At 69.0% G+C, this 22252-nt stretch carries 21 protein-coding genes and 1 tRNA gene; 11 read left to right on the top strand and 11 right to left on the bottom strand.

What is annotated here, in order from left to right:
• Positions 1–129 precede the first annotated feature (129 nt).
• Positions 130–222, bottom strand: a tRNA-Ser gene (locus EJV46_RS01705).
• A gap of 82 nt (positions 223–304) precedes the next feature.
• Positions 305–937, bottom strand: a complete 633-nt coding sequence (locus EJV46_RS01700; RefSeq protein ID WP_131546855.1) for a glutathione S-transferase family protein — start codon at positions 935–937, stop codon at positions 305–307.
• Positions 938–1023: 86 nt separating this feature from the next.
• On the opposite strand from EJV46_RS01700, the gene EJV46_RS01695 reads away from it, so the two are divergent.
• Positions 1024–1338: a TM2 domain-containing protein gene (locus EJV46_RS01695; RefSeq protein WP_165585276.1), complete on the top strand. Its 315-nt coding sequence runs from the start codon at positions 1024–1026 to the stop codon at positions 1336–1338.
• 76 nt (positions 1339–1414) lie between these two features.
• Positions 1415–1660 carry a hypothetical protein gene (locus tag EJV46_RS01690; RefSeq protein WP_165585275.1) on the top strand — a complete coding sequence of 82 codons (246 nt, stop codon included), beginning with the start codon at positions 1415–1417 and terminating at the stop codon, positions 1658–1660.
• A 44-nt stretch (positions 1661–1704) separates the two neighbouring features.
• Here the strand turns inward: EJV46_RS01690 and gatB are convergent, their stop codons facing one another.
• From gatB to gatC, 4 genes are read right to left on the bottom strand one after another with little or no spacing between them, the layout of a single operon-like run.
• Positions 1705–3162: an Asp-tRNA(Asn)/Glu-tRNA(Gln) amidotransferase subunit GatB gene (gene gatB, locus EJV46_RS01685; protein WP_131546853.1), complete on the bottom strand. Its 1458-nt coding sequence runs from the start codon at positions 3160–3162 to the stop codon at positions 1705–1707.
• Positions 3159–3821, bottom strand: a complete 663-nt coding sequence (locus EJV46_RS01680) for a hypothetical protein (RefSeq protein ID WP_131546852.1) — start codon at positions 3819–3821, stop codon at positions 3159–3161. Before EJV46_RS01680 ends, gatB begins: the two co-directional genes overlap by 4 nt.
• Positions 3818–5299 carry an Asp-tRNA(Asn)/Glu-tRNA(Gln) amidotransferase subunit GatA gene (gene gatA, locus EJV46_RS01675; RefSeq protein ID WP_131546851.1) on the bottom strand — a complete coding sequence of 494 codons (1482 nt, stop codon included), beginning with the start codon at positions 5297–5299 and terminating at the stop codon, positions 3818–3820. The genes EJV46_RS01680 and gatA overlap by 4 nt, the downstream gene beginning before the upstream one ends.
• The gene (gene gatC, locus EJV46_RS01670; RefSeq protein WP_131546850.1) at positions 5299–5592 is read right to left on the bottom strand and encodes an Asp-tRNA(Asn)/Glu-tRNA(Gln) amidotransferase subunit GatC; all 294 of its coding nucleotides are present in this window, start codon (positions 5590–5592) and stop codon (positions 5299–5301) included. The genes gatA and gatC overlap by 1 nt, the downstream gene beginning before the upstream one ends.
• 45 nt (positions 5593–5637) lie before the next feature.
• Here gatC and ruvX point away from each other — a divergent pair, with 45 nt between their 5' ends.
• Positions 5638–6111 (top strand): Holliday junction resolvase RuvX, encoded by a 474-nt coding sequence (gene ruvX / locus EJV46_RS01665; RefSeq protein WP_131546849.1) that lies wholly within the window; start codon positions 5638–5640, stop codon positions 6109–6111.
• On the opposite strand, the gene EJV46_RS01660 is transcribed toward ruvX, so the two are convergent.
• Complete coding sequence (locus EJV46_RS01660; RefSeq protein WP_131546848.1) at positions 6101–7360, bottom strand: TIGR02594 family protein; 1260 nt, start codon at positions 7358–7360, stop codon at positions 6101–6103. The genes ruvX and EJV46_RS01660 overlap by 11 nt on opposite strands.
• Positions 7360–8667: a hypothetical protein gene (locus EJV46_RS01655; RefSeq protein ID WP_131546847.1), complete on the bottom strand. Its 1308-nt coding sequence runs from the start codon at positions 8665–8667 to the stop codon at positions 7360–7362. The genes EJV46_RS01660 and EJV46_RS01655 overlap by 1 nt, the downstream gene beginning before the upstream one ends.
• 188 nt (positions 8668–8855) lie before the next feature.
• On the opposite strand from EJV46_RS01655, the gene EJV46_RS01650 reads away from it, so the two are divergent.
• The 8 genes from EJV46_RS01650 to rpmG all read left to right on the top strand — a co-directional run bounded on the left by EJV46_RS01650 (position 8856) and on the right by rpmG (position 18726).
• Positions 8856–9806 carry an aspartate carbamoyltransferase catalytic subunit gene (locus EJV46_RS01650; protein ID WP_131546846.1) on the top strand — a complete coding sequence of 317 codons (951 nt, stop codon included), beginning with the start codon at positions 8856–8858 and terminating at the stop codon, positions 9804–9806.
• Positions 9803–10282: a GNAT family N-acetyltransferase gene (locus EJV46_RS01645; RefSeq protein ID WP_240782358.1), complete on the top strand. Its 480-nt coding sequence runs from the start codon at positions 9803–9805 to the stop codon at positions 10280–10282. The genes EJV46_RS01650 and EJV46_RS01645 overlap by 4 nt, the downstream gene beginning before the upstream one ends.
• On the top strand, positions 10279–11547 hold the full coding sequence (locus EJV46_RS01640) for a dihydroorotase family protein (protein ID WP_131546845.1): 1269 nt from the start codon (positions 10279–10281) through the stop codon (positions 11545–11547). The genes EJV46_RS01645 and EJV46_RS01640 overlap by 4 nt, the downstream gene beginning before the upstream one ends.
• Positions 11547–12131: a glycerol-3-phosphate 1-O-acyltransferase PlsY gene (gene plsY, locus EJV46_RS01635; protein WP_131546844.1), complete on the top strand. Its 585-nt coding sequence runs from the start codon at positions 11547–11549 to the stop codon at positions 12129–12131. Before EJV46_RS01640 ends, plsY begins: the two co-directional genes overlap by 1 nt.
• Positions 12132–12135: 4 nt before the next feature.
• Entirely contained in the window at positions 12136–13200 is a 1065-nt protein-coding gene (gene dprA / locus EJV46_RS01630) for a DNA-processing protein DprA (RefSeq protein ID WP_408892624.1), read from the top strand.
• A gap of 75 nt (positions 13201–13275) precedes the next feature.
• Positions 13276–15996 carry a type I DNA topoisomerase gene (gene topA / locus EJV46_RS01625; RefSeq protein ID WP_131546843.1) on the top strand — a complete coding sequence of 907 codons (2721 nt, stop codon included), beginning with the start codon at positions 13276–13278 and terminating at the stop codon, positions 15994–15996.
• 1 nt (position 15997) lies between these two features.
• Positions 15998–18448, top strand: a complete 2451-nt coding sequence (gene rnr, locus EJV46_RS01620) for a ribonuclease R (protein WP_206020676.1) — start codon at positions 15998–16000, stop codon at positions 18446–18448.
• A gap of 110 nt (positions 18449–18558) precedes the next feature.
• A complete protein-coding gene (gene rpmG, locus EJV46_RS01615; protein WP_131546842.1) occupies positions 18559–18726 on the top strand; it encodes a 50S ribosomal protein L33 in 168 nt (55 codons plus the stop codon).
• Between the two features lie 285 nt (positions 18727–19011).
• Here rpmG and EJV46_RS01610 read toward each other — a convergent pair whose 3' ends face one another.
• The 3 genes from EJV46_RS01610 to EJV46_RS01600 form a co-directional block, all read right to left on the bottom strand.
• Positions 19012–19887, bottom strand: coding sequence for a 2-hydroxy-3-oxopropionate reductase (locus EJV46_RS01610; RefSeq protein ID WP_131546841.1), 876 nt, complete (start codon positions 19885–19887; stop codon positions 19012–19014).
• Between the two features lie 88 nt (positions 19888–19975).
• Positions 19976–20758, bottom strand: coding sequence for a 2-oxo-tetronate isomerase (gene otnI / locus EJV46_RS01605; protein ID WP_131547984.1), 783 nt, complete (start codon positions 20756–20758; stop codon positions 19976–19978).
• A gap of 218 nt (positions 20759–20976) precedes the next feature.
• The gene (locus EJV46_RS01600; protein WP_131546840.1) at positions 20977–22161 is read right to left on the bottom strand and encodes an alanine--glyoxylate aminotransferase family protein; all 1185 of its coding nucleotides are present in this window, start codon (positions 22159–22161) and stop codon (positions 20977–20979) included.
• Positions 22162–22252 lie beyond the last annotated feature (91 nt).

Raw genomic sequence — 22252 nt, 5'->3', positions numbered from 1 at the left:
CGAGGGCCTGATGTGTTCCGGGTTGCGGTGCCGGTCAGGGTGCCTGCTTCCTGACGCGGGCCTTCGCGCGTTCCTGCGCTTGGCGTTGCGGACGGGGCTTGCCAGCAGAAATGGAAACACGAAAGGAACTGGCGGAGGGGATGGGATTCGAACCCACGATAGGACTTGACATCCTATAACGGTTTAGCAAACCGCCGCCTTCGGCCACTCGGCCACCCCTCCGCAGGGCTTGAAGTTCACACGACGTATGCGAGCCGGTTGATACAGGGCCGTTTCCGCGCCGTCAAACCGGCCTTTCGAGTCTTCAGCTCAGCGCCACCTCGAAGCCCTTGGCCGTCGCCGGCCGCGCCATCATCCGCGCGTACCAGGCGCCGACATTCGGCAGGTCGTCGAAGGAGACCTGGTGCCGCTCGTGCCGCCAGGCCCAGCCGAGGATGGCGAAGTCGGCAATGCTCGGCTCGCCTTCCGTCGCCACGAAGTCGCGGCCGGCCAGGCGGCGGTCCAGCACGCCGTAGAGCCGCTTCGTCTCCTTGTGGTAGCGGTTGAAGCCATAGTCGCGCGCCGGACCCTCGGGCTGCATCAGGAAGTGATGCACCTGGCCCGGCATGGGGCCGAAGCCGCCCATCTGCCACATGAGCCATTCCATCACGGGGATGCGGGCGCGGAGGTCCTTCGGCATGAACTTCCCGGTCTTCTCAGCGAGATAGTAGAGGATCGCGCCGCTCTCGAAGACGGTGATCATCTTCCCGCCCGGCCCGTCCGGATCCCGGATCGCCGGGATGCGGTTGTTCGGCGAGAATTCCAGGAAGCTGGGCTCGAACTGCTCGTCCCTGCCGATGTTCACGGTCTTCACCGTATAGGGCAGCCCCATCTCCTCCAGCGCCACGCTGATCTTGCGGCCATTGGGGGTGTTCCAGCTATGCAACTCGATCGTCATGGCGTGCCTTTTCGTGGACGGGTGTTTCCACCACCTTATGGCTGGAATGCGCCGCCCGGAAAGCCGGGCCCGAAAGGATCACGCCGATGCAGACGCCCACCCGCCCCTCCGACGACATGGTCGCGCGCATGCGCTACGACGCGGCCAGCCGCTCCGTGGTGGCCGCCTATCTGATCTGGTTCTTCCTGGGCTATGGCGGCGTGCACCGGATGTATCTGGGCCGCTGGGGCTCGGGCCTGGTCATGCTGGCGATCTTCGGCGTCTCGATGCTGCTGACCCTCATCTTCATCGGCTATCTCGGCCTGGGCGTCATCGGCATCTGGTGGCTGCTGGACGCGCTGCTCATCCCCGGGATGGCCCAGCGCTACAATGATCGGCTGATCGACCGCATCGCGCGTTGAAGTGTCATGGAATGGCGATGATCCTGTCGCAGCCCGCGGCGTGAAATCGGTTCATTCCATGAACGGAGGGACAGAGATGTCGGATGTGACAATCGAGATCGAGGGCGACAGCGATGCCGCCGTGGCGCTGGCACTGCTGCGCATGATTGCCGTGGCCGAAGGCAAGGAGGAGGATGGCGACCGAAATTGGTACCTCGAAACCTACGCCGCCTGCCTCGCGGTGGTGCGCGACGCCGACATCCTGGACCTCGACGACGAGGATGACGACGAAGACCGGGAAGACGGCGACGGCGAGGCCGTGGACGATCCCGCCCGTCCCTGATGCCGGACCGCGGCAGGGACGGCGGCGCCGCCCCTGCCGGCGTCTCAGCCGTCGAGCTTCTGCTTCAGCAGATCATTGACGATGGCGGGATTCCCCTTCCCGCCCATGGCCTTCATGGTCTGCCCCACGAAGAAGCCGAAGAGCCCCGTCTTCCCGCCCTTGTACTGCGCGATCTTGTCGGCATTCGCGGCGAGCACGCCGTCCACCGCCGCCTCGATGGCACCCGTATCCGTCACCTGGCGCAGGCCGCGCTTCTCGACGATCTGCGCCGGTGCCTCGTCGACCTCCAGCATCGCCTCGAAGACATCCTTGGCGAGCTTGCCGGACAGCGTGCCGTCCGCGATCAGGTCCAGGAGCGCGCCGAGGTTCTCGGCGCTCACCGGGCTGTCGGAAACGTCGCGCTTCAGCCGGTTCAGTGCGGCGAAGTAGTCGCCCGTTACCCAGTTGGCGGCGACCTTGGCGTCGCGCCCCTTGGCCACGATCTCGAAGAAGGTCGCGGTCTCCTTCTCGATCGTCAGCACATGAGCGTCATAGGGCGAGAGGCCGAGCGCCACGTAGCGCGCGCGCCGCGCGTCCGGCAGCTCCGGCAGGCTCGCCTTGAGCTGGTCCACCCAGGACTGCTCCAGCACCAGCGGAGGCAGGTCCGGATCGGGGAAGTAGCGGTAGTCGTGCGCGTCCTCCTTCGACCGCATGGAGCGCGTGGTGCCGCGCGCCGTGTCGAAGAGCCGCGTCTCCTGCTCGACGGTGCCGCCGGATTCCCAGACCTCGATCTGCCGCCGCGCCTCGGCCTCCACGGCCTGCATGACGAAGCGGACCGAGTTCACGTTCTTGATCTCGCAGCGCGTCCGGAAGCCCTCGCCCGCCTTGCGGACGGAAACGTTCACGTCGGCGCGCATGGAGCCCTCGTCCATGTTGCCGTCGCAGGTGCCGAGGTAGCGCACGATCTGCCGCAGCTTGGCGAGATAGGCGCCGGCCTCCTCGGGGGAGCGCATGTCGGGCTCGCTCACGATCTCCATGAGCGCGACGCCGGAACGGTTCAGGTCGATGAACGACTTGCTCGGATGCTGGTCGTGCAGCGACTTTCCCGCGTCCTGCTCCAGGTGCAGGCGCGTGATGCCGATGTTCTTGGTCGTGCCGTCGGCCAGCGTGATCTCGATCACGCCCTCGCCGATGATCGGGTCCTTGTACTGGCTGATCTGGTAGCCCTGCGGCAGATCCGCATAGAAATAGTTCTTCCGGTCGAAGCGCGACCAGAGATTTACCTTCGCGTTCAGCCCGAGGCCCGTGCGCACGGCCTGCGCCACGCACTCGCCGTTGATGACGGGCAGCATGCCGGGGAAGCCGGCATCCACGAAGCTGACCTGGCTGTTCGGCTCGGCGCCGAAGGCGGTGGCCGCGCCCGAGAACAGCTTGGACTGCGACAGCACCTGCGCATGGACCTCGAGGCCCACGACGACTTCCCAGGGGCCGGTGTCCCCTTCGATGGTGTAGCTCGCACTCATTCAGCTGCCTCGCCCCTAGCCCAGGAAAACATTCGCTGCTGTTCGTTTCGGATCCGACTTTCACCACGCGACTGATCGGGTGTATTCAGCCGATCGAACAGATCATCGAACCCTTTGATGATATCAGACGTCATCTGTCCCGAAGCAACGCTGGGTTTGGGCACTATGATCGACGTGGGAAAAATTCCATTTTTCCTGTACTGTTCTTCACAGATCTCATCCAGCAGCTTCGCCAAGGGGTGTCTAACCCGATCAAATCGCAATCCATAATGATCGGTGATGTCCTTGTAGCACAGGTATTTTCCCAGCTTGGCGTAGGACCGAATCAGCTCAAGAATCTCATCAGGGTTGATACGGGAGTGGTCGCTTCGCTGAAACTCGTCCCGGATCTCGTCACACTCAGGGCTATCTTTCCCTTCGCATTCAGCCAGCCGCTCCCGCAGAACAGCCAGGGACAGCAATGCCGCTGCACTTGATGCATCTATGGCCGCCCTAGTTGTATTAGCGGGCCGCCGAGCGGAAGCTGGCCGCCTATGGGCCAATTCGATTCGCACTAAGCGAGCTTTTTCCGAATCTCCTTGGCCATTATCCGCTAGCCACCGGCTGAGGTTCAGCAACTGATCGTCGGAAAGCTTTCTCGGGTCGAAGGCGAAGGTCATGCCATCACCTGCGGCTTGGCTGTGAAGTTGGCCGCCCGCTCCAGCGCGGAGCCGACGGCGAAGACCGTCTCCTCGTCGAAGGCCTTGCCGATGACCTGCAAGCCCAGCGGGAGCCCCTGCCCGTCCAGCCCCGCCGGCACCGCGATGCCCGGAAGCCCCGCGAGATTGGCCGTCACGGTGAAGACGTCGTTGAGGTACATGGTGACAGGATCGTCCTGCCGCTCGTCCATCGGGAAGGCGGCGGTGGGGGTCGCGGGCGTCACGATGGCGTCCACTCTCTCCCAGGCTGCCGTGAAGTCGCGGGCGATCAGCGCACGGACCTTCTGGGCCTTGAGGTAATAGGCGTCGTAGTAGCCGGCGCTCAGCACATAGGTGCCGATCATGATGCGCCGCCGCACCTCCGCGCCGAAGCCGGCCGCACGCGTCCGCTCGTAAAGGTCGCGCAGGTCGGAATCACGTTCCGCGCTGCGCAGTCCGAAGCGCACCCCGTCATAGCGCGCGAGGTTGGACGAGGCCTCCGCGGGCGCCACTACATAATAGGTGGGCAGCGCGTATTTCGTGTGCGGCAGGCTGATCGGCACGATCTCGGCCCCGGCGTCCTTCAGCCAGGCGAGCCCCTGCTGCCACAGCGCCTCGATCTCCGGCGCCAGCCCCGGCATGGTGTATTCCGCCGGTACGCCAATCCGCAGCCCCTTCACCGAGCGCGTGCAGGCGGCCTGAAAATCCGGCACCGGCAGGTCGGCGCTGGTGCTGTCCTTCGGATCGAAGCCCGCCATGCTGCGCAGCAGGATCGCGCAATCCTCGACGTTGCGCGCCACCGGCCCCGCCTGGTCCAGCGAGCTCGCGAAGGCCACGATTCCCCAGCGCGAGCAGCGCCCATAGGTCGGCTTGATGCCGGCGATGCCGCAGAAGGCCGCGGGCTGGCGGATGGAGCCGCCCGTATCCGTCGCCGTGGCGCCCATGGCCATCCGCGCCGCCACCGCCGCCGCCGAGCCGCCCGAGGAGCCGCCCGGCACCAGCCGCTTCGTGGGATCGTTGGCGCGCGACCAGGGGTTCTCCACCGGCCCGAAGGCGCTGGTGGTGTTGGAGGAGCCCATGGCGAACTCGTCCAGGTTCAGCTTGCCCAGGAAGACCGCGCCGTCGCGCTTGAGGTTGCCGCTGACGGTGCTCTCATAGGGCGGCACGAACTCGCCGAGGATCCTGCTGGCGGCGGTCGTCCTTGTGCCCGCCGTGCAGAAGAGGTCCTTGATGCCGAGGGGGATGCCCTCCAGCGCGCCGGCCTCGCCCTTCGCGCGGCGCGCGTCGGAGGCCCCGGCCTCCGCCAGCGCCTGCTCGGCGGTCACGGTGATATAGGCGTTGAGGCGCGGGTTATGCGCCTCGATGGCCTTCACATAGGCCTCGGTCAGCTCGACGGCGCTGATCTCGCGGCGCTCCAGCGCGCGCAGCCCCCCGGCGATCGTGTAATCGGTCGGACGCATCATTCCACCACCTTCGGCACGCCGAAATATTCGCCCTCGCGGTCGGGCGCATTGCGCAGCACGGCATCGGCCTGGCCGCCATCGGTCACGGCGTCCTGCCGCCACCGGAGGTTCCCGGCGACGGGCGAGCCGCCGGCCATGGGCTCGACGCCCTCCGTATCGACCGCCTGCAATTGCTCGATCCAGCCCAGGATGCCGTTGATCTCGGCCTGGAGCTTTTCGACTTCGGTCTCATCGAGGCGCAGTCGGGCCAGATTGGCGACGCGACGCACCGTCGCGGCATCGAGCGACATCACATATGCTTCCGTTCCTGGAGGGGGCGGACCATAAGGCCGCGCATGGCACTCTTCAACATGGCCGATCTCCGCGCCGCCCTCCCCCGCCATGCGCGGGTGCTGGGGCTGGACCCTGGCGCGAAGACCATCGGGCTGGCGCTCAGCGACGTGACGCTGATGCTGGCGAGCCCCTATGGCAGCCTGAAGCGCGGCAAGCTCAAGACGAACGCGGCCGAGATCGCGGCGATCTGCGCGAAGGAAGGGGCGGCCGGGCTGCTGGTCGGGCTGCCGCTCTCGATGGACGGCACACGGGGCCCCGCGGCCCAGGCCGCGACCGATTGGGCGCTGGCGCTCGGCGCGGCCACCGGCCTGCCGGTCGCGATGTGGGACGAGCGGCTGTCGAGCGCCGCCGTGAACCGGGCCATGATCGAGGAGGCTGACCTCACCCGGAAGCGCCGGGCGGCCAGCGTGGATGCCGCGGCGGCGGCCTATACGCTGCAGGCGGCGCTGGACGCGACGGCCGGCCTCACGAAGTGATCGGCATCATGTAGGCGACCACCTTCGCGACGACCTTTCCACCACTCCGCTCCTCCTTCGGGAAGTTGCTCTCGCGGACGGTGTTGGACTGGTTGCCGCCCAGCAGGGTCACGGAACTGTCGGTCCCGGCGACGAAGAACCCGACATGCCCCGGCCCGAGCGCCCATTTGGGATCGTCGAACGGCAGCCGCCTTATCACCACGATGCAGCCCGGCTTGGGTGCCGCCAGGCTCTCGAAGCGCCCGTTCCGGTTCCAGAAGAAGGACCTTGCCCCGGGGCTGTTGGTTCCGGGATGGCCTGCATTGACCAGGCAATAGTTCACGAAGGCCGCGCACCAATCGGTTTCGTCCTGGGTCACCTCGCGCCAGGCCGTGCCAATCCGGAAGTAATCGAGGATTCGGGGGTTGGACTTCCCGCCCGCCCATTCGGTCCGGTCCACCGGCGGCCGCGCCGCCTCCTGGCGCGCGATCTCCATCCAGTTCCCGGCAGCCCGCGACACGACCGGAAGCGGAGGCTTTCCAGCGCCAGCATCGACGGCGCCGGTCGCTCCGAGAAGGGCCTCCTCTCCTTCCTTCCAGCCCTCTATGACCTTGATCGCCTCGGACATGGCGGGGATCTTGTCGTCGGCCTCGCGCAGGCGCTGGGCTGGTCCGATACCGGCCTTCTCGCTGACGAACTGCACGTAGCGATCGGAAGGATTCTCGGTCGGCGGGGCATATTTGAAAATGGCGTCGCGAAGGCTGAGGTCGAAGTACTTCGGCCCGCGCAGCAGCGCGACGAGAGCGTTCCGGCCTGTCCCCTCGTCGGGGAAGACGGCAAAGCGCCCGTCATCGCCGATCGCGCCTTTGCCAAGCGCGAAGGGGCCGCGCTGGATGTTGCCGGGATTGCAGTTTCTCCAGGCGCGGGTTCCGCCCTGGCGAATGAGTCCGCGCCCCTGCGCATCCAGATAGGTGATCGTCAGATGGGCCGTCTTTCGCGCCGACACGAAGGTTCCAGGGGCGCCTGCGGGCGCAGGATCGGGCGACTCGAATTCGGCGACGGGTGGCGCATCCGGAATGTCGCTCCCTGGAGCCGGCGGCCCCGCCGCCGCGGCCGATAGATCCCGCACGATGGCGAAGATCTTGCCCTCCTTGCTGCGGAGTTCCTCGACCAGCACAGGCTTCTCGGGCGTTCCGCCGTCTTCAGCGATGATCCTGAACTGGGTGAAGGTCTCCTCGGATTCGAACGGCCCCCAGACCTCGTCTGCCATCATTCGCCTCCTGCCAGCAGGGCGCGATATTGCGCCAGCAATCGGCCTCGCTCGGCTTCACGCCCGGGATTGGCCACAAGATCGGTCAGATCGCCCCCCGGGATTCCGGCAGCGGCCATGGCCCGGAACATGCGGGCCCGGATGACGCTTCGCTGCGCCGGGGTCGAACCCGACGGGGCCAGGATGTCCCTGAGTTCCTTCGCCGCCGGATCCTCCGCGGGCGGGCGCTCCGGCAGCGGTGCGGGAGAATCGGCCTGCGGGGCGAGAGCCTGGTAGCGAAGCAGCACGCGCTGCCTTTCGGCCCGTCGCGCGGGATCGGCCTGCAGGCGCCAGAGTTCCACGCCGACGACACCCTCGGCCGCCATGGCCAGGAGCATGCGCTCGCGGATCACGCGTCGCTGTTCGGGAGTCGCGTTGCGCGGAACAAGGATATTCGCGAACTCCCGCGCCGAGGGATCGTCGTCGGGCCGGATCGGGGGCCCGAGCCGGCCTTCCGTCCGCTGCTCCTGTGTCGCACCCGGCCGGGGAACCGGAAGGCCGGGATTGGCTTGCGGCACGATCCGCACCGACGGAACGATCCCGAGCGTGCTGTCCACGCCCTGGCGCGCCGTGATGGCCTGGGTGCTCGCGGCCTCGCTGAGCGCGGTGGTCGCGCCCGCCAGAGTGCCCGCGCGGTAGTAGGCAAACAGGTCCGACAGGGCGACGCCGAGGGGATAGGCCGCTGCGGTCCGGCCGAGCCCGGTCCGGACGCGCAGGGAGATCTCGTTCCGGCGCGCATGCATGGAGCTCATCAGGGCAGTGGCCGTCCGGTTGACCAGCACCTCGCGGCTGACCGCCTCGTTCACGCCGCCGATGGCGGTGGACGCCGCCGCAAGGGCCTGGGTGGTTCCGCCGGACGCGACGCTGGCGCCGGCCGACAGTCCGAGCTGGAGAATCGTCGCGCCGAGGCCCGTGAACCTCTGGGTATCGAGCAGGCCCTGCTCGAAGATGGCATAGCGCACGTCGATGACCGCCATCAGCGCCTGCGAAATACGGTCGCGGCACACCTGATGGGCCGAGCCGGGACGGTCCGACAAGGGCTCGGCAAGGCATCTCTGAAGTTCCTGTGCCGAATAGACCGCCTCGAATGCGTCGATGGTCCCCGACAGATCACGATAGGGACTTTCAGGACCCGCCCGCCAACCTGAGCACGCGGCCATCCCCAGGCCACATATGGCCCATGCTCCGATATTCAGGAATTTGGACCGGCGGCCTTTTGCACGAAAATTCCGTGATACACACATGGAACCCTCGATATCGCACAGCATACATCGATATCATTGCAGCTTATACCAAGCCAACGAATTTCGTTACAGAAATATGGATTACTGGTTGTAAAATTTGCAATAATCGGCTCATCTATGCGGCACCGGAGATGGCGGACAACGCAGGATCCGTCGGCTTTTTCGGAATCGGCGCAGGTGCTAACAGCATCGCCGTCAGTGACGGGAATGCGATGTCCTTCTCCTACCCCATCCTCCCCACCGGCCATCTCCTCGCCATCGAGGGGTTGGAAGCGCCCCATATCTCCGCGTTGCTCGACCTCGCCGAGAGCTACGCGCTCCTCAACCGGCAGGGGAAGACCCAGCGCGACCTGCTCCGCGGCCGGACCCTCATCAATCTCTTCTTCGAGGACAGCACGCGTACCCGCACCTCCTTCGAGCTGGCCGGCAAGCGGCTGGGCGCGGACATCGTCAACATGTCCGTCTCCACCAGCAGCGTGAACAAGGGCGAGACGCTGCTCGACACCGCCTCGACGCTGAACGCCATGCACACCGATCTCCTGGTGATCCGCCACGCGCAGTCCGGCGCGCCCGCGCTGCTGGCGCAGAAGGTCGACGCGGCCGTCATCAATGCGGGCGACGGCACGCACGAGCACCCCACCCAGGCCCTGCTCGACGCCCTGACCATCCGCCGCCGCAAGGGCCATCTCGACAGCCTGACCGTCGCCATCTGCGGCGACGTGCTGCATTCCCGCGTGGCGCGCAGCAACATCCACCTGCTCTCGGCCATGGGCGCCCGCGTCCGCGTGGTCGGCCCGCCGACGCTGATCCCCGCCGAATGCGCCCGCCTCGGCGTCGAGGTCTTCCACGACATGCGCGCCGGCCTCGATGGCGCCGACGTGGTCATGATGCTGCGCCTGCAAAAGGAGCGCATGAGCGGCGGCCTCGTCCCCTCCCCGCGCGAATACTTCCGCTTCTATGGGCTGGACGCCGCCAAGCTGGCCCATGCCAAGCCCGATTCCATCGTCATGCACCCCGGCCCGATGAACCGGGGCGTCGAGATCGACAGCGCCATCGCCGACGACCCGGAGCGCAGCGTCATCGGCGAGCAGGTGGAGATGGGCGTGGCCGTCCGCATGGCCGTCCTCGACATCCTCTCGCGCGACCTGCGGCGCAACGCGTGAGCGGGGAGCGGAGCCTGGGGCCGGGGCACACGGCCCCCCGCCTCGCCAGGCCCGGGGAAGCCGGCGCCCTGCGCGCCCTCGTGCGCGAGGCCTATGCCCATTACGTGCCCCGCCTCGGGCGCGAGCCCGCGCCCATGACCGACGACTACGCCGCGCGCATCGCCGCCGGCCAGGCCTGGATCGCGGAGCTGGACGGCGTGTCGATCGGCGCCCTGGTCCTGGAGGACACGGAGGACGGCCTGTTGATCGACAACATCGCGGTGGCCGCCGCGTCGCGCGGCAAGGGCCACGGCCGCAAACTGATGGACTTCGCCGAGGCCGAGGCGCGCCGCCGCGGCCACCGCCGTATCTGGCTCTACACGAACGAGAAGATGGTCGAGAACATCGCGCTGTACGCGCGCCTGGGCTATGCCGAGACCCGCCGCGCCGAGCAGGGCGGCCACCGCCGCGTCTTCATGGAAAAGCCCCTCGCATGAAGCCGCTCCTCATCACCAATGCCCGCCTGCTCGACCCCGCCTCCGGGCTGGATGCGACCGGCTCCATCCTGCTCCAGGACGGCCGCATCGCCAGCCTGAAGGGCGCGCCCGCCGAGGGCGCCGAGACGCTCGATGCCGCCGGCGCCTGCCTCTGCCCCGGCCTGGTGGACATGCGCGCCAGCATCGGCGAGCCCGGCGGCGAGCACCGCGAGACCATCGCCTCCGCCGCCCAGGCCGCGGCGGCCGGCGGCATCACCACCCTGGCCCTGCTGCCCGACACCCAGCCCGCCTTGGACGATCCCGCGCTGGTCGAGTTCGTCATCCGCCGCGGCGAGGCCACCGGCAGCCTCACCCTCCTGCCCTTCGCCGCCGCGACCAAGCATTGCGCGGGCAAGGAGCTCTCGGAGTTCGGCCTGCTGCGCGAGGCCGGCGCGGTCGGCTTCAGCGACGGCGGCCGCGCGATCGGCAATGCGCGCACCATGCGCCTCGCCCTGTCCTATGCGCGCACCTTCGGCGCCATGGTGGTCCAGCACCCGGAGGAGCCGAGCCTCGCCGGCACCGGCTCCGCCACCGAGGGCGAGTTGGCCACACGGCTCGGCCTGCCCGGCATCCCCGCCGCGGCCGAGGCCATCCTGGTCGCGCGCGACATCGCGCTGGCCCGGCTCACCTCGGGCCATGTGCATTTCGGCCATGTCAGCACCGGCGCCGCGCTGGAGCTGATCCGCGCCGCCAAGGCCGAGGGCCTTCACGTCACCTGCGACACGGCGCCCCCCTATTTCGACCTGAACGAGACGGCGATCGGCGACTACCGCACCTATGCCAAGCTCTCGCCGCCCCTGCGGCGCGAGGCGGACCGGCAGGCCGTGGTCGCCGCGCTCGCCGACGGCACGATCGACGCCATCGCCTCCGACCACCAGCCGCGCGATGCGGACGACAAGCGGCTGCCCTTCGCCCAGGCCGAGGCCGGCGGCGTGGGCCTCGCGACGCTGCTCGGCATCACCCTCGCCCGGGTGCATGGCGAGGATCTGAAGCTGCTCGACGCGCTGGCGCTGCTGACCAGCCGGCCGGCCAGGCTGCTCGGCCTCGACTCCGGCCGGCTCGCCGAGGGCGCGCCGGCCGACCTCTGCCTCTTCTGGCTGGACCGCGGCTGGCAGGTGAAGGCCGGGACCCTGCCCGGCAAGGCGCAGAACTCGCCCTTCGACGGGCGCGCGCTCGAGGGCAAGGTGATGGCCACCTTCAAGGCCGGCCGCCGGGTGTTTTCCTGATGCTCGGCGCGGGCGCGATCCTCCTGGCGGCGCTGCTGGGCTCCATCCCCTTCGGGTTGCTCCTGACCCGGGCGGCCGGGCTCGGCGATGTCCGCAGCATCGGCTCGGGCAATATCGGCGCGACCAATGTCCTGCGCACGGGCAACAAGAAGCTGGCGGCGGCGACGCTGCTCCTCGACGCGCTCAAGGGCGCAGCCGCCGTCTGGCTGGCCGGCTGGATCGCGGGCCCAGGCTGGGAGCCCGCGGCGGCCGTCGCGGCGGTGCTCGGCCATTGCCACCCGCCATGGCTCGGCTTCCAGGGCGGAAAAGGCATGGCGACGGCGCTGGGCGTGATGCTCGGCCTCGCCTGGCCGATCTTCCTGATCGCGGCGCTGACCTGGCTCGTCGCCGCGAGGCTGTCCAGGAGGTCTTCCGTGGGCGCCATGGCCGCCATCGCCGTTGCGCCCGCCGCGGCGCTGGTCTTCGCGACCCCGGGCGCCGCCCTCGGGCTGCTGATCCTGGGTGTCCATGTGATCTGGCGGCACAAGGAGAACATCCAGCGGCTGCTCGCCGGCACCGAGCCGCGCATCGGCGAAGGCAGGTAGATCCTTGGACGGCCTCGCGCGGCTGCGCCTCGCGCGGACCGAGGGCGTCGGCCATGTCATGCACGGCCGGCTCCTGGCGCGCCACGGCACGCCGGAGGCCGCGCTGGAGGCGCTGGGCCGGCGGGCCTTCCCCCGCGACGCAGCGCTGCGCGAGATGGAGGGGCTGGCGGCCCTGGGCGCGCATCTCCTCTTCCTCGGCGAGGAGGATTATCCGCCGCTGCTCGCCCTGCTGGAGGATGCGCCGCTCGTCCTCGCCGCCCGGGGCGACCTCGCCGCCTTCGGCCGGCGCGGCGTGGCCCTGGTCGGCGCGCGCAATGCCAGCGGCACGGGCCGCCGCTTCGCCGAGGATCTCGCGGACGCCCTGGCCGTGCGCGACATCTGCGTCGTCTCCGGCCTGGCCCGGGGCATCGACACGGCGGCGCATACCGGGGCGCTGCGCTCCGGCACCACCATCGCGGCCGTCGCCGGCGGGCTGGACCGGCCCTATCCGCGCGAGAACGCCGCCTTGCAGGAGCGCATCGCCGCCGAAGGCGGCCTCGTTCTGAGCGAGGCGCCGCTCGGCACCGCGCCGCTGGCCCGGCACTTCCCGCGCCGCAACCGCATCGTGGCGGGGCTCTCGCTGGGCGTCGTCGTCATCGAGGCGGCGCTGCAATCGGGCACCCTCATAACCGCGCGCCTCGCCGCGGAGGCCGGGCGGGAGCTCTTCGCCGTGCCGGGCCATCCGCTCGACCCGCGCTCGCGCGGCTCCAACGACCTGATCCGGCGCGGCGCCAGGCTGACGGAAACCGTCGAGGATATCCTGCTCCACCTCCCCGAAGCGCCGGCCGAAGCGCCGCTCTTCCGGATGCCGCTATTGGCGGAATTGCCGGAGGAACCGGCCGAGGAGCCTCCCCCCGCTTCGGATGCTGCCGCACAAGTTATTGAAATGATGGGGTCTACACCGATAGCGGTTGACGAGTTGGGTCGGCGCTGCCAGCTATCCGCCCCGAGGCTCTCGGCCCTGCTCCTCGAACTGGAGATGGCCGGACGCATCGAAACCCTGCCGGGCAACCGGGTGGCACTGGCCTGAGTTACGTGCAAAATCAATTCTCTGGAGCGCTTTCCGTGAGCCATTGCGGCGGAGGCGGTAAGGACAGACCCTGAAGTGACGAACATCGTCGTCGTCGAGAGCCCCGCCAAGGCAAAGACCATCGAGAAGTATCTCGGGGCCGACTACAAGGTCCTCGCCTCCTTCGGCCATGTTCGCGATCTTCCCCCCAAGGACGGCTCCGTCCGGCCGGACGAGGACTTCGCCATGGACTGGGAGGCCGACGACCGCGGGGCGAAGCAGGTCAAGGCCATCACCCAGGCGCTGCGGGGCGCCAAGCACCTCTACCTTGCGACCGATCCGGATCGCGAGGGCGAGGCCATCTCCTGGCACGTGAAGGACATGCTGGCGAAATCGGGCGCGCTGAAGGGCGTGAACGTCCAGCGCATCACCTTCAACGAGATCACCAAGCGGGCGGTGCAATACGCCATAGCCCATCCGCGCGAGCTCGACCTGCCGCTGATCGAGGCCTATCTCGCCCGGCGGGCCCTCGACTATCTGGTGGGCTTCACCCTCTCGCCGGTCCTCTGGCGCAAGCTGCCGGGCAGCAAGTCGGCCGGTCGCGTGCAGAGCGTGGCGCTGCGCCTGATCTGCGAGCGCGAGGCCGAGATCGAGCGGTTTCTCGCGCGCGAATACTGGACGGTGCAGGGCCGCTTCTCCACGCCCGCGGGCGCTCCCTTCTCGGCCCGCCTGACCCATCACGAGGGTCGCAAGCTCGAGCAGTTCGACCTGCCGAACGAGGCGCTGGCCATGGCGGCCAAGGCCGCCGTAGAGGCCGCCGAGTTCAGCGTCGGCTCGGTCGAGAAGCGCCGCGTCAAGCGCAATCCGCCCGCCCCCTTCCAGACGAGCACCCTCCAGCAGGAGGCCAGCCGCAAGCTCGGCTTCGGCGCCCAGGCCACGATGCGCACCGCGCAGGGTCTCTACGAGGGCGTCGCGATCGGCGGCGAGACGGTCGGCCTCATCACCTATATGCGGACGGACGGCGTGCAGATGGCGCGCGAGGCCATCACCGAGCTGCGCAACCACATCAAGTCCGAGTTCGGCGAGGACTACATCCCCGGCGCGCCGCGCGAATATTCCAGCCGCGCCAAGAACGCCCAGGAGGCGCACGAGGCGATCCGCCCCACCGACGTCTCCCGCACGCCGGAGAAGGTCGCCCGCTACCTCAACGACCAGCAGCGCAAGCTCTACGAGCTGATCTGGAAGCGCGCCGTCGCCAGCCAGATGCAATCGGCCGAGCTGGACCAGACCAGCGTCGAGCTGGTGGAGCCGAGCGGCAAGACCAGGCTGCGCGCCACCGGCAGCGTCATCGCCTTCGACGGCTTCCTGAAGCTCTACCGCGAGGATCAGGACGACGCGCCGGAGGATGCCGACGAGGACAGCCGCATCCTGCCGCCCATGCGCGAGCGGGATCCGCTGAAGCGCCAGGGCGTCGAGGCCACGCAGCACTTCACCCAGCCGCCGCCGCGCTATTCCGAGGCCTCGCTGGTCAAGAAGATGGAGGAGCTCGGCATCGGGCGCCCCTCCACCTATGCCTCGGTGCTCCAGGTCCTGCAGGACCGCGAATACGTGAAGCTCGACAAGCGGCGCTTCACGCCCGAGGACCGCGGGCGGCTCGTCACGGCCTTCCTCGTCGCCTTCTTCGAGAAATACGTGGACACCGGCTTCACCGCCGGCCTCGAGGAGCAGCTCGACGACATCTCGGGCGGAAGGGCGGAGTGGCGCGAGGTCATGCGGCAGTTCTGGGCCGACTTCCGGGACGCGATCGACGCGACCAAGGACCTCAAGATCAGCGATGTCATCGACCGTCTGGACGAGGAGCTGGGCCCCCACTTCTTCCCCAAGGCCGATGACGGCAGCGATCCGCGCGTCTGCCCGAATTGCGGGGCGGGCCGGCTCGGCCTGCGGCTCGGGCGGACGGGCGCCTTCATCGGCTGCTCCAACTATCCCGAATGCCGCTACACGCGGCCGCTCGCGGTGCCCGGCGCCGAGGGCGAGGGCGGCGGCCCGCTCGCGGACGGCGTGCGCGTGCTGGGCACCGACCCGGCATCCGGCGAGCAGGTCACCCTCCGGCGCGGTCCCTACGGTATCTACGCACAGCTCGGCGAGGGTGGCACGGACGCCAAGGGCAAGCCCACCAAGCCCAGGCGCGCCAGCCTGACCCGCGGGATGGACCCCGAGACCATGACCTTGGAGACGGCGCTGGTGCTGCTCTCCATGCCGCGCATCGTGGGGCTTCATCCCGAGACCGGCGAGGAGATCTCCTCCAATCTCGGCCGCTTCGGGCCCTATCTGAAGATGGGGGCGCTCAGCAAGTCGCTGGACCGCGACGACGACCCGCTGACCATCGGCCTCAACCGCGCCGTGGACCTGATGGCGAGCGCCAAGCCGCGCGGGATCACCATTGGCGACCATCCGAAGGGCGGCATCGTCGAGGTGCGGCGCGGCCGCTTCGGACCCTACCTGCTGCACGGCACGCGCGTCGCGAACCTGCCCCGCGGGGTCGAGATGGAGGCAGTGACGCTCGACGAGGCCGTGGCGCTGCTGGCCGAGAAGGGCAAGGAGCTGCCGCCGCGCGGCAAGGGCGGCAAGAAGGCGCCGGCCCGCAAGGCCGCCGCGAAGCCGGCCGCCGAGGCCCGTCCCGCCCCCGTGAAAGCCACGGCGGCCAAGAAGGCGGCCGCCCCGAAGAAGGCCCCTCCTGCGAAGAAGGCTGCACCTGCGAAGGCTGCGGCCAAGAAGAAGCCCGCGGCGAAGAAGCCAGCGGCGGTGACGGCCTGACATGCCGCGCAACGGGCCTCCGAAGAAGGGGCAGAAGGCCCGCAAGTCCAATGCCAAGGCGCGGGCGGACGGTGTCGGAAATCCGCCGCCGCCCCAGCGCTCCGGGAAGGCTCCCCGCGCCAAGGTGAAGACGGCCCCCAAGGGCCAGCCCCTGCCGAGCAAGGCCGAGGTGAAGGCTTTCATCGCCTCCGCGGGCGGCCGCGTCGGCAAGGCCGAGCTGGCCCGGCATTTCGGGCTGGCGACGGAATTGCGGCCGGCGCTGCGGCAGCTGCTGTCCGAGCTGAAGTTCGACGCGGCCGTGAAGCCCGTCGGCAAGCGCAGCTTCGAGGGCGGCGGCCCTAGGACGGAGAACGCTCCGCCGCGGCGCGTCGAATCCACCCCGGCCGAGCTGGCGGAGGCCGCGCGTCCCCGCGGCCCCCGGGGCCGGCCCCAGCCTGGCGAGCGCACGCCAGGAGCCTCTTCGGGACGCAGGCACCAACAGACCGCCACCGTCCCGGACCGCCTGCCCGAGACCGCCGTGGTCGAGGTCTTCGGCACCGATCCCGACGGCGACCCCATCGCCCGACCCGTCGCCTGGGAAGGCGCCGGCAAGCCCGTCGTCTACATGCACCCCGAGCGGCGCGGACAGACGGCCCTGGCCGCCGGCGAGCGCGTGCTGGCGAAGCTCCGCCACATCTCCGGCGAGAAATACGAGGGGCGCACGCTGAAGCGCCTCGGCGCCGTCGAGGACCGCCGCCGCATCCTGGGCGTCTACCAGGACGGCCGCATCATCCCGACCGACCGGCGCCAGAAGGCGGAATGGACCGTCCCGCCCGGCCAGGCCGGCGGCGCCCAGCCGGGCGAGATCGTCCTGGCGGAGCCCCTGCCCTCCACCGGATTCGGCCTGCGCCCTGCGAAGATCGTCGAGCGGCTGGGCCTGATGGGCGAGCCGCGCTCGGTCTCGCTCATCTGCATCCACGCGCACGGCATCCCGGATGTCTTCGAGGCGGAGGCGGTCCAACAGGCCGAGCGCGCCAGGGCGACTCCGCTCGGCAAGCGCACCGACCTGCGCGCCATCCCGCTCGTCACCATCGACGGCGACGACGCGCGCGATTTCGACGACGCCGTCTTCGCCGAGCCGGACGAGGACGGCTGGAAGGTCATCGTCGCCATCGCCGACGTGGCGCACTACGTGACGCCCAACTCCGCGCTGGACCGCGAGGCCTGGACCCGGGGCAACTCGGTCTACTTTCCCGACCGCGTCGTGCCCATGCTGCCCGAGGCGCTGTCCAACGGCTGGTGCAGCCTCAGGCCGCATGAGGAGCGCGGCTGCCTCTTCGTCGAGATGCGCTTCGACAAGGCGGGCACGAAGACCGGCCACAAGTTCGGCCGCGGCCTGATGCGGAGTGCGGCCCGGCTGACCTACGAGCAGGTGCAGGCCGCGGCCGATGCCGGCGAGGATCCGGAGGGGCTGGCCGAGGGCCATGTCGCCCGGCTCTATGGCGCCTTCCGCGCCCTGCTCTCGGCCCGCGAGCGCCGCGGCACGCTGGACCTCGATCTGCCGGAGCGCCGCGTGCTGCTGGATCCGGCGGGCAAGGTCACCGCCGTCATCCCGCGCCCGCGCCTCGACAGCCACCGCCTCATCGAGGAGTTCATGGTCGCCGCCAATGTCTGCGCGGCGGAGGAGCTGGAGCGGCTGGGCCAGCCCTGCATGTACCGGATCCATGCCCCGCCCTCGGAGGAGAAGCTGGCCTCCCTCAAGGAGTTCCTGGAGACGCTGGGCCTCTCCATCAACCCTGTGGGCCAGCTCCAGCCCCGCGACTTCGCGACGCTGCTGGACAAGGTGAGGGATCGGCCGGAGGCGCGGATGGTCCATGAGACGGTGCTGCGCAGCCAGTCCCAAGCGGCCTACGACCCGGACAATATCGGGCATTTCGGCCTGGCGCTCTCGCGCTACGCCCATTTCACCTCGCCGATCCGGCGCTATGCCGACCTGCTGGTGCACCGGGCGCTGATCCGCGGCCTCAAGCTGGGTCCGGACGGGATCGCCGAGGCGGAGCTGGCGCGGTTTCCCGAGACGGCCGAGCACATCACCGCCACCGAGCGCCGCGCCGCCATGGCCGAGCGCGACGCGGTGGACCGGTACCTGACGGCCTATCTGGCGGACAAGGTGGGCGCGACCTTCGCCGCGCGGGTCTCGGGCATCCATCCCTTCGGCGTCTTCGTGCAGCTCAGCGAGACGGGCGCCTCGGGCTTCGTGCCCATGAAGGCGCTGCCGAACGACCATTGGATCGTGGCCGAGGACAAGCGCAGCGTCGCGGGGCGGCACTCGCGCCAGGTGCTCAAGCTGGGCGACGAGGTGGAGGCCCGCCTGCGCGAGGCCAATCCGGAGACGGGCAGCATGGTCTTCGAGCTGCTGATGGGCGGGGCCCCGGCCCGGCTCCGCGGCGGGCGGGGCCGGAAGCGCCAGTAGACAGGCTGCGGGACAGCCAAAAGACTTGACCCCGCGCCCTGGGCCGCTAGAAGACCCCTTCCTTTCCGGCACCTGCGCATCTCCGCGCGCAAAGAGCGAAGCACAAGACCATGGCCAAGGCCAATACCGTCCTCATCAAGCTGATCAGCAGCGCCGACACGGGCCACTTCTACGTGACGAAGAAGAACACCCGCACGGCCACGGGCAAGCTCGAGCTGATGAAGTACGACCCCAAGGCGCGCAAGCACGTCGTCTACCGCGAAGGCAAGATCAAGTAATCTCGCCGAAGACCTGGGACGCGGGAGGGGCGGCCTATTGCCTCCCCGCCAGCAGAGGCGCTCGACAAAGCCTTTGGCCCTTGATTTGAGGGCAGGACTCGCGCTTCCGGCGGCTCCCGCCTGAAGTGCCCATGCTGGCGCGCGGCGCGCGAGCACTTCGCCGGATCGGCGTCCCGCCTTGGTTGACCGGCCCCTTCCCTTCCCATCCTGAGCTGGATGCGAACCGCACCCAGCTTCCGACCGACAGCCCCGGGCTGTCCCGGGGCCCACGACCGATCGGGCCCATCACCCGATCTTGTGATCCGCCAGCTTCTCCAGCGCCTGCACCATCCCCGAATGGTCCCAGCCCTTGCCGCCCATGGCCGCGCAGGCGGAGAAGAGCTGTTGCGCCGAGGCCGTGTTCGGCAGCGCCACGCCCAGTTCCTTGGCCGATTGCAGCGCCAGGTTGAGGTCCTTCTGGTGCAGTTCGATGCGGAAGCCGGGGTCGAAGGTCCGGTTGATCATCCGCTCGGCATGGACCTCCAGGATGCGGGAATTGGCGAACCCGCCCATCAGCGCGGCCCGCACCTTGGCCGGATCGGCCCCCGCCTTCGACGCGAAGACCAGCGCCTCCGAGACGGCCTCGATGTTCAACGCCACGATGATCTGGTTCGCGACCTTGGTGACCTGGCCCGCGCCGTTCTCGCCCACCAGCGTGATGTTCTTGCCCATCAGCTGGAAGAGCGGCAGCGCCCGGTCGAAGGCCGCCTGGCTAGCGCCGATCATGATGGTGAGCGCGGCGTTCTTCGCGCCGACCTCGCCGCCCGAGACCGGGGCGTCGATATAGTCGCAGCCCAGCGCATTGACCTTGGAAGCGAACTCCTTGGTCGCCGTCGGGCTGATCGAGCTCATGTCGACGACGAGCTTGCCCTTGCTGAGGCCCGCCGCGACGCCGCCGGCGCCGAAGAGCACGCGCTCCACGTCGGGGGTGTCGGGCACCATCAGGATGACGATCTCGGCGGCCTGGGCGACGGCGGTGGCGTCGGCCACGACCTTGTAGGCGGCGCGGCTCTCGGCGGAGAGCGACTTGCGCTCGGGGACGATGATCTCGTGGCCGCCCTTGGCGAGGTTCTGCGCCATGGGGAGGCCCATGATGCCGAGGCCGATGAATCCGATCTTCATGTGCTGTCTTTTCCTTTCGAGAATGAGGACGGCCGTCCGATGACTGGAGCGCCGAAGGGCGCGGAAGTCTGAATCGGCCGGCTCGCGGCTATGCCGCGCGGTACTTCGCGAACCAACCCAGGCCGGCGAGGGTCTCGCCCTTGGGGCGGTACTCGCAGCCGATCCAGCCGCGATAGCCGCTCGCGTCGATGGCGTCGAAGACGAAGGGCCAGTTCACCTCGCCGGTGCCGGGCTCGTGGCGGCCCGGCGTGTCGGCGACCTGCATATGCGCGATATAGGGCAGCAGCTCGGCCGCCTTGCGGGAGACGTCGCCCTCGGTGATCTGGCAATGGTAGAGGTCGAACTGCAGGCCCAGCCGCTCGGGCCCGATCGCGTCGATGATGCGCGTGGCTTCCGTCGTGGTGTTGAGGAAGAAGCCGGGGATGTCGCGGTGGTTGATCGGCTCGATCACCGGCTTCACGCCGAGCTTGGCGCATTCCTCGGCGGCAAAGTCGAGATTGGCGGCATAGGTGGAGAGCAGCGTGTCGCGCGGCACGCCGGCCGGCACGAGGCCGGCCATCACGTGCAGCCGCGGGCATTTCAGCGCGGCGCTGTATTCGAGGGCGCGCTTGATGCTTTCCCGGAATTCGGCGCGGCGATCTGGCAGGGAAGCCATGCCGCGCTCGCCATTGTTCCAGTCGCCGGGGGGCGCGTTGAACAGCACGTTGGCGAGGCCGTTGCCCTCAAGCCGCCTGGCGATCTCTTCCGCCGGATGCTCATAGGGGAAGAGGAATTCCACCGCCTCGAAGCCGGCCGCGCGGGCGGCGGCGAAGCGGTCGAGGAAGGGCATCTCGTTGAACATCATGGAGATGTTCGCGGCGAATTTAGGAATGGGTTTTCTCCCCGGCGGCGCTGATTGGGGCGAAGACTGCCCGAGCTTGTCCGGGCTGGCAAAGGCGCCTTGCGGTGCCTTTGCCCAACTCACCGAACAGGATCATCCGGCCGCAAGGCGGCCGGCGCCGCCCAACCGACCTGACAACTCCCGCTGCCATGGCGCGGCGAAGCCAAGCCGCCGGAGGCGGCGCCCGGCGCCGGAGGGCGGAAAAAGCTTCAGGCGTTGCCCGCGATGTAGTCCATCGCCGCCTTCACGCCGTCCGGCTTGTGCGGGATGCCGGCCGCGCGCAGCCCCATCTCCACGCCCGAAAGCGTGCCGACCATGTGCAGCTCGCCCACATCGCCCAGATGGCCGATGCGGAAGACCTTGTCGTTCAACTGGCCGAGGCCGTTGCCCAGCGACATGTTGAACTTCTCCAGGATCGTCGCCCGCAGCCCGTTGGCGCTGTGGCCTTCCGGCACGCGCACCGCCGTCAGCACGGGGGAGTAGTGGCCCGGCTCCTGGCACTGGATCTCCAGGCCCCAGGCGCGGACGGCGCGGCGGGTCGCCTCGGCCATGCGGTCGTGGCGGGCGAAGACGTTCTCCATGCCCTCCTCGAAGAGCATGTCGAGCGCCGTATCCAGCGCGTAGAGCATGTTGGTCGCCGGCGTGTAGGGGAAGAAGCCGGTCGCGTTGGAGGCGATCATCGGCTTCCAGTCCCAGAAGCTGCGCGTCAGCTTCGCCGTCTCGCTGGCCTTCAGCGCCTTGGCGCTGACCGCGTTGAAGGACAGGCCGGGCGGCAGCATCAGCCCCTTCTGCGAGCCGGCGACGGTGACGTCCACGCCCCATTCGTCATGCCGGTAGTCGACCGAACCGAGGCTGCTGATGGTGTCCACCAGCAGCAGGGCCGGGTGGCCGGCAGCGTCGATGGCCTTGCGGACCTCGGCGATGCGGCTGGTGCAGCCCGTGCTCGTCTCGTTGTGCACCACGGCCACGGCCTTGATCTCATGCGCCTTGTCGGCGCGCAGATAGGCCTCGATCTCGGAGGGCTCGGCGCCGCGGCGCCAGTCGCCCTGGAGGAATTCGGGCCGGAGGGCCAGCCGCTCGGCCATCTCGCGCCAGAGGCTCGCGAACCAGCCGGTCTCGCACATCAGCACGCGGTCGCCGGGCGAGAGCGTGTTGACCAGGGCCGCCTCCCAGGCGCCGGTGCCGGAGGCCGGGTAGATGATGACGTGGCTTTGCGTGTTGAAGACGCCCTTGATCTTCTCGAGGATCTGGCCGCCCAGCTTGCCGAAATCCGGGCCGCGATGGTCCATGGTCGGGTTGTCGAGCGCGCGCAGCACCCGGTCCGGCACGTTGGAGGGGCCCGGAATCTGCAGGAAATGGCGGCCGGGCGAGGTCTTGGTCGTGAAATAGGCCATGGGGCGTGATCCTCTTGCTGGCTGTCCTATGCCCGGATCGGGGTGGCTGTGCCAATGAGTTCGGCTCGTGCGCTTCATGAGGATTATCCAT

Origin of the sequence: Roseococcus sp. SYP-B2431 (assembly GCF_004336745.1) — a bacterium.
In the GTDB taxonomy this organism is placed as follows: domain Bacteria; phylum Pseudomonadota; class Alphaproteobacteria; order Acetobacterales; family Acetobacteraceae; genus Roseococcus.
Note: the sequence above shows the minus strand (reverse complement) of the source record. Positions and strands in the feature narration are given on the sequence as shown.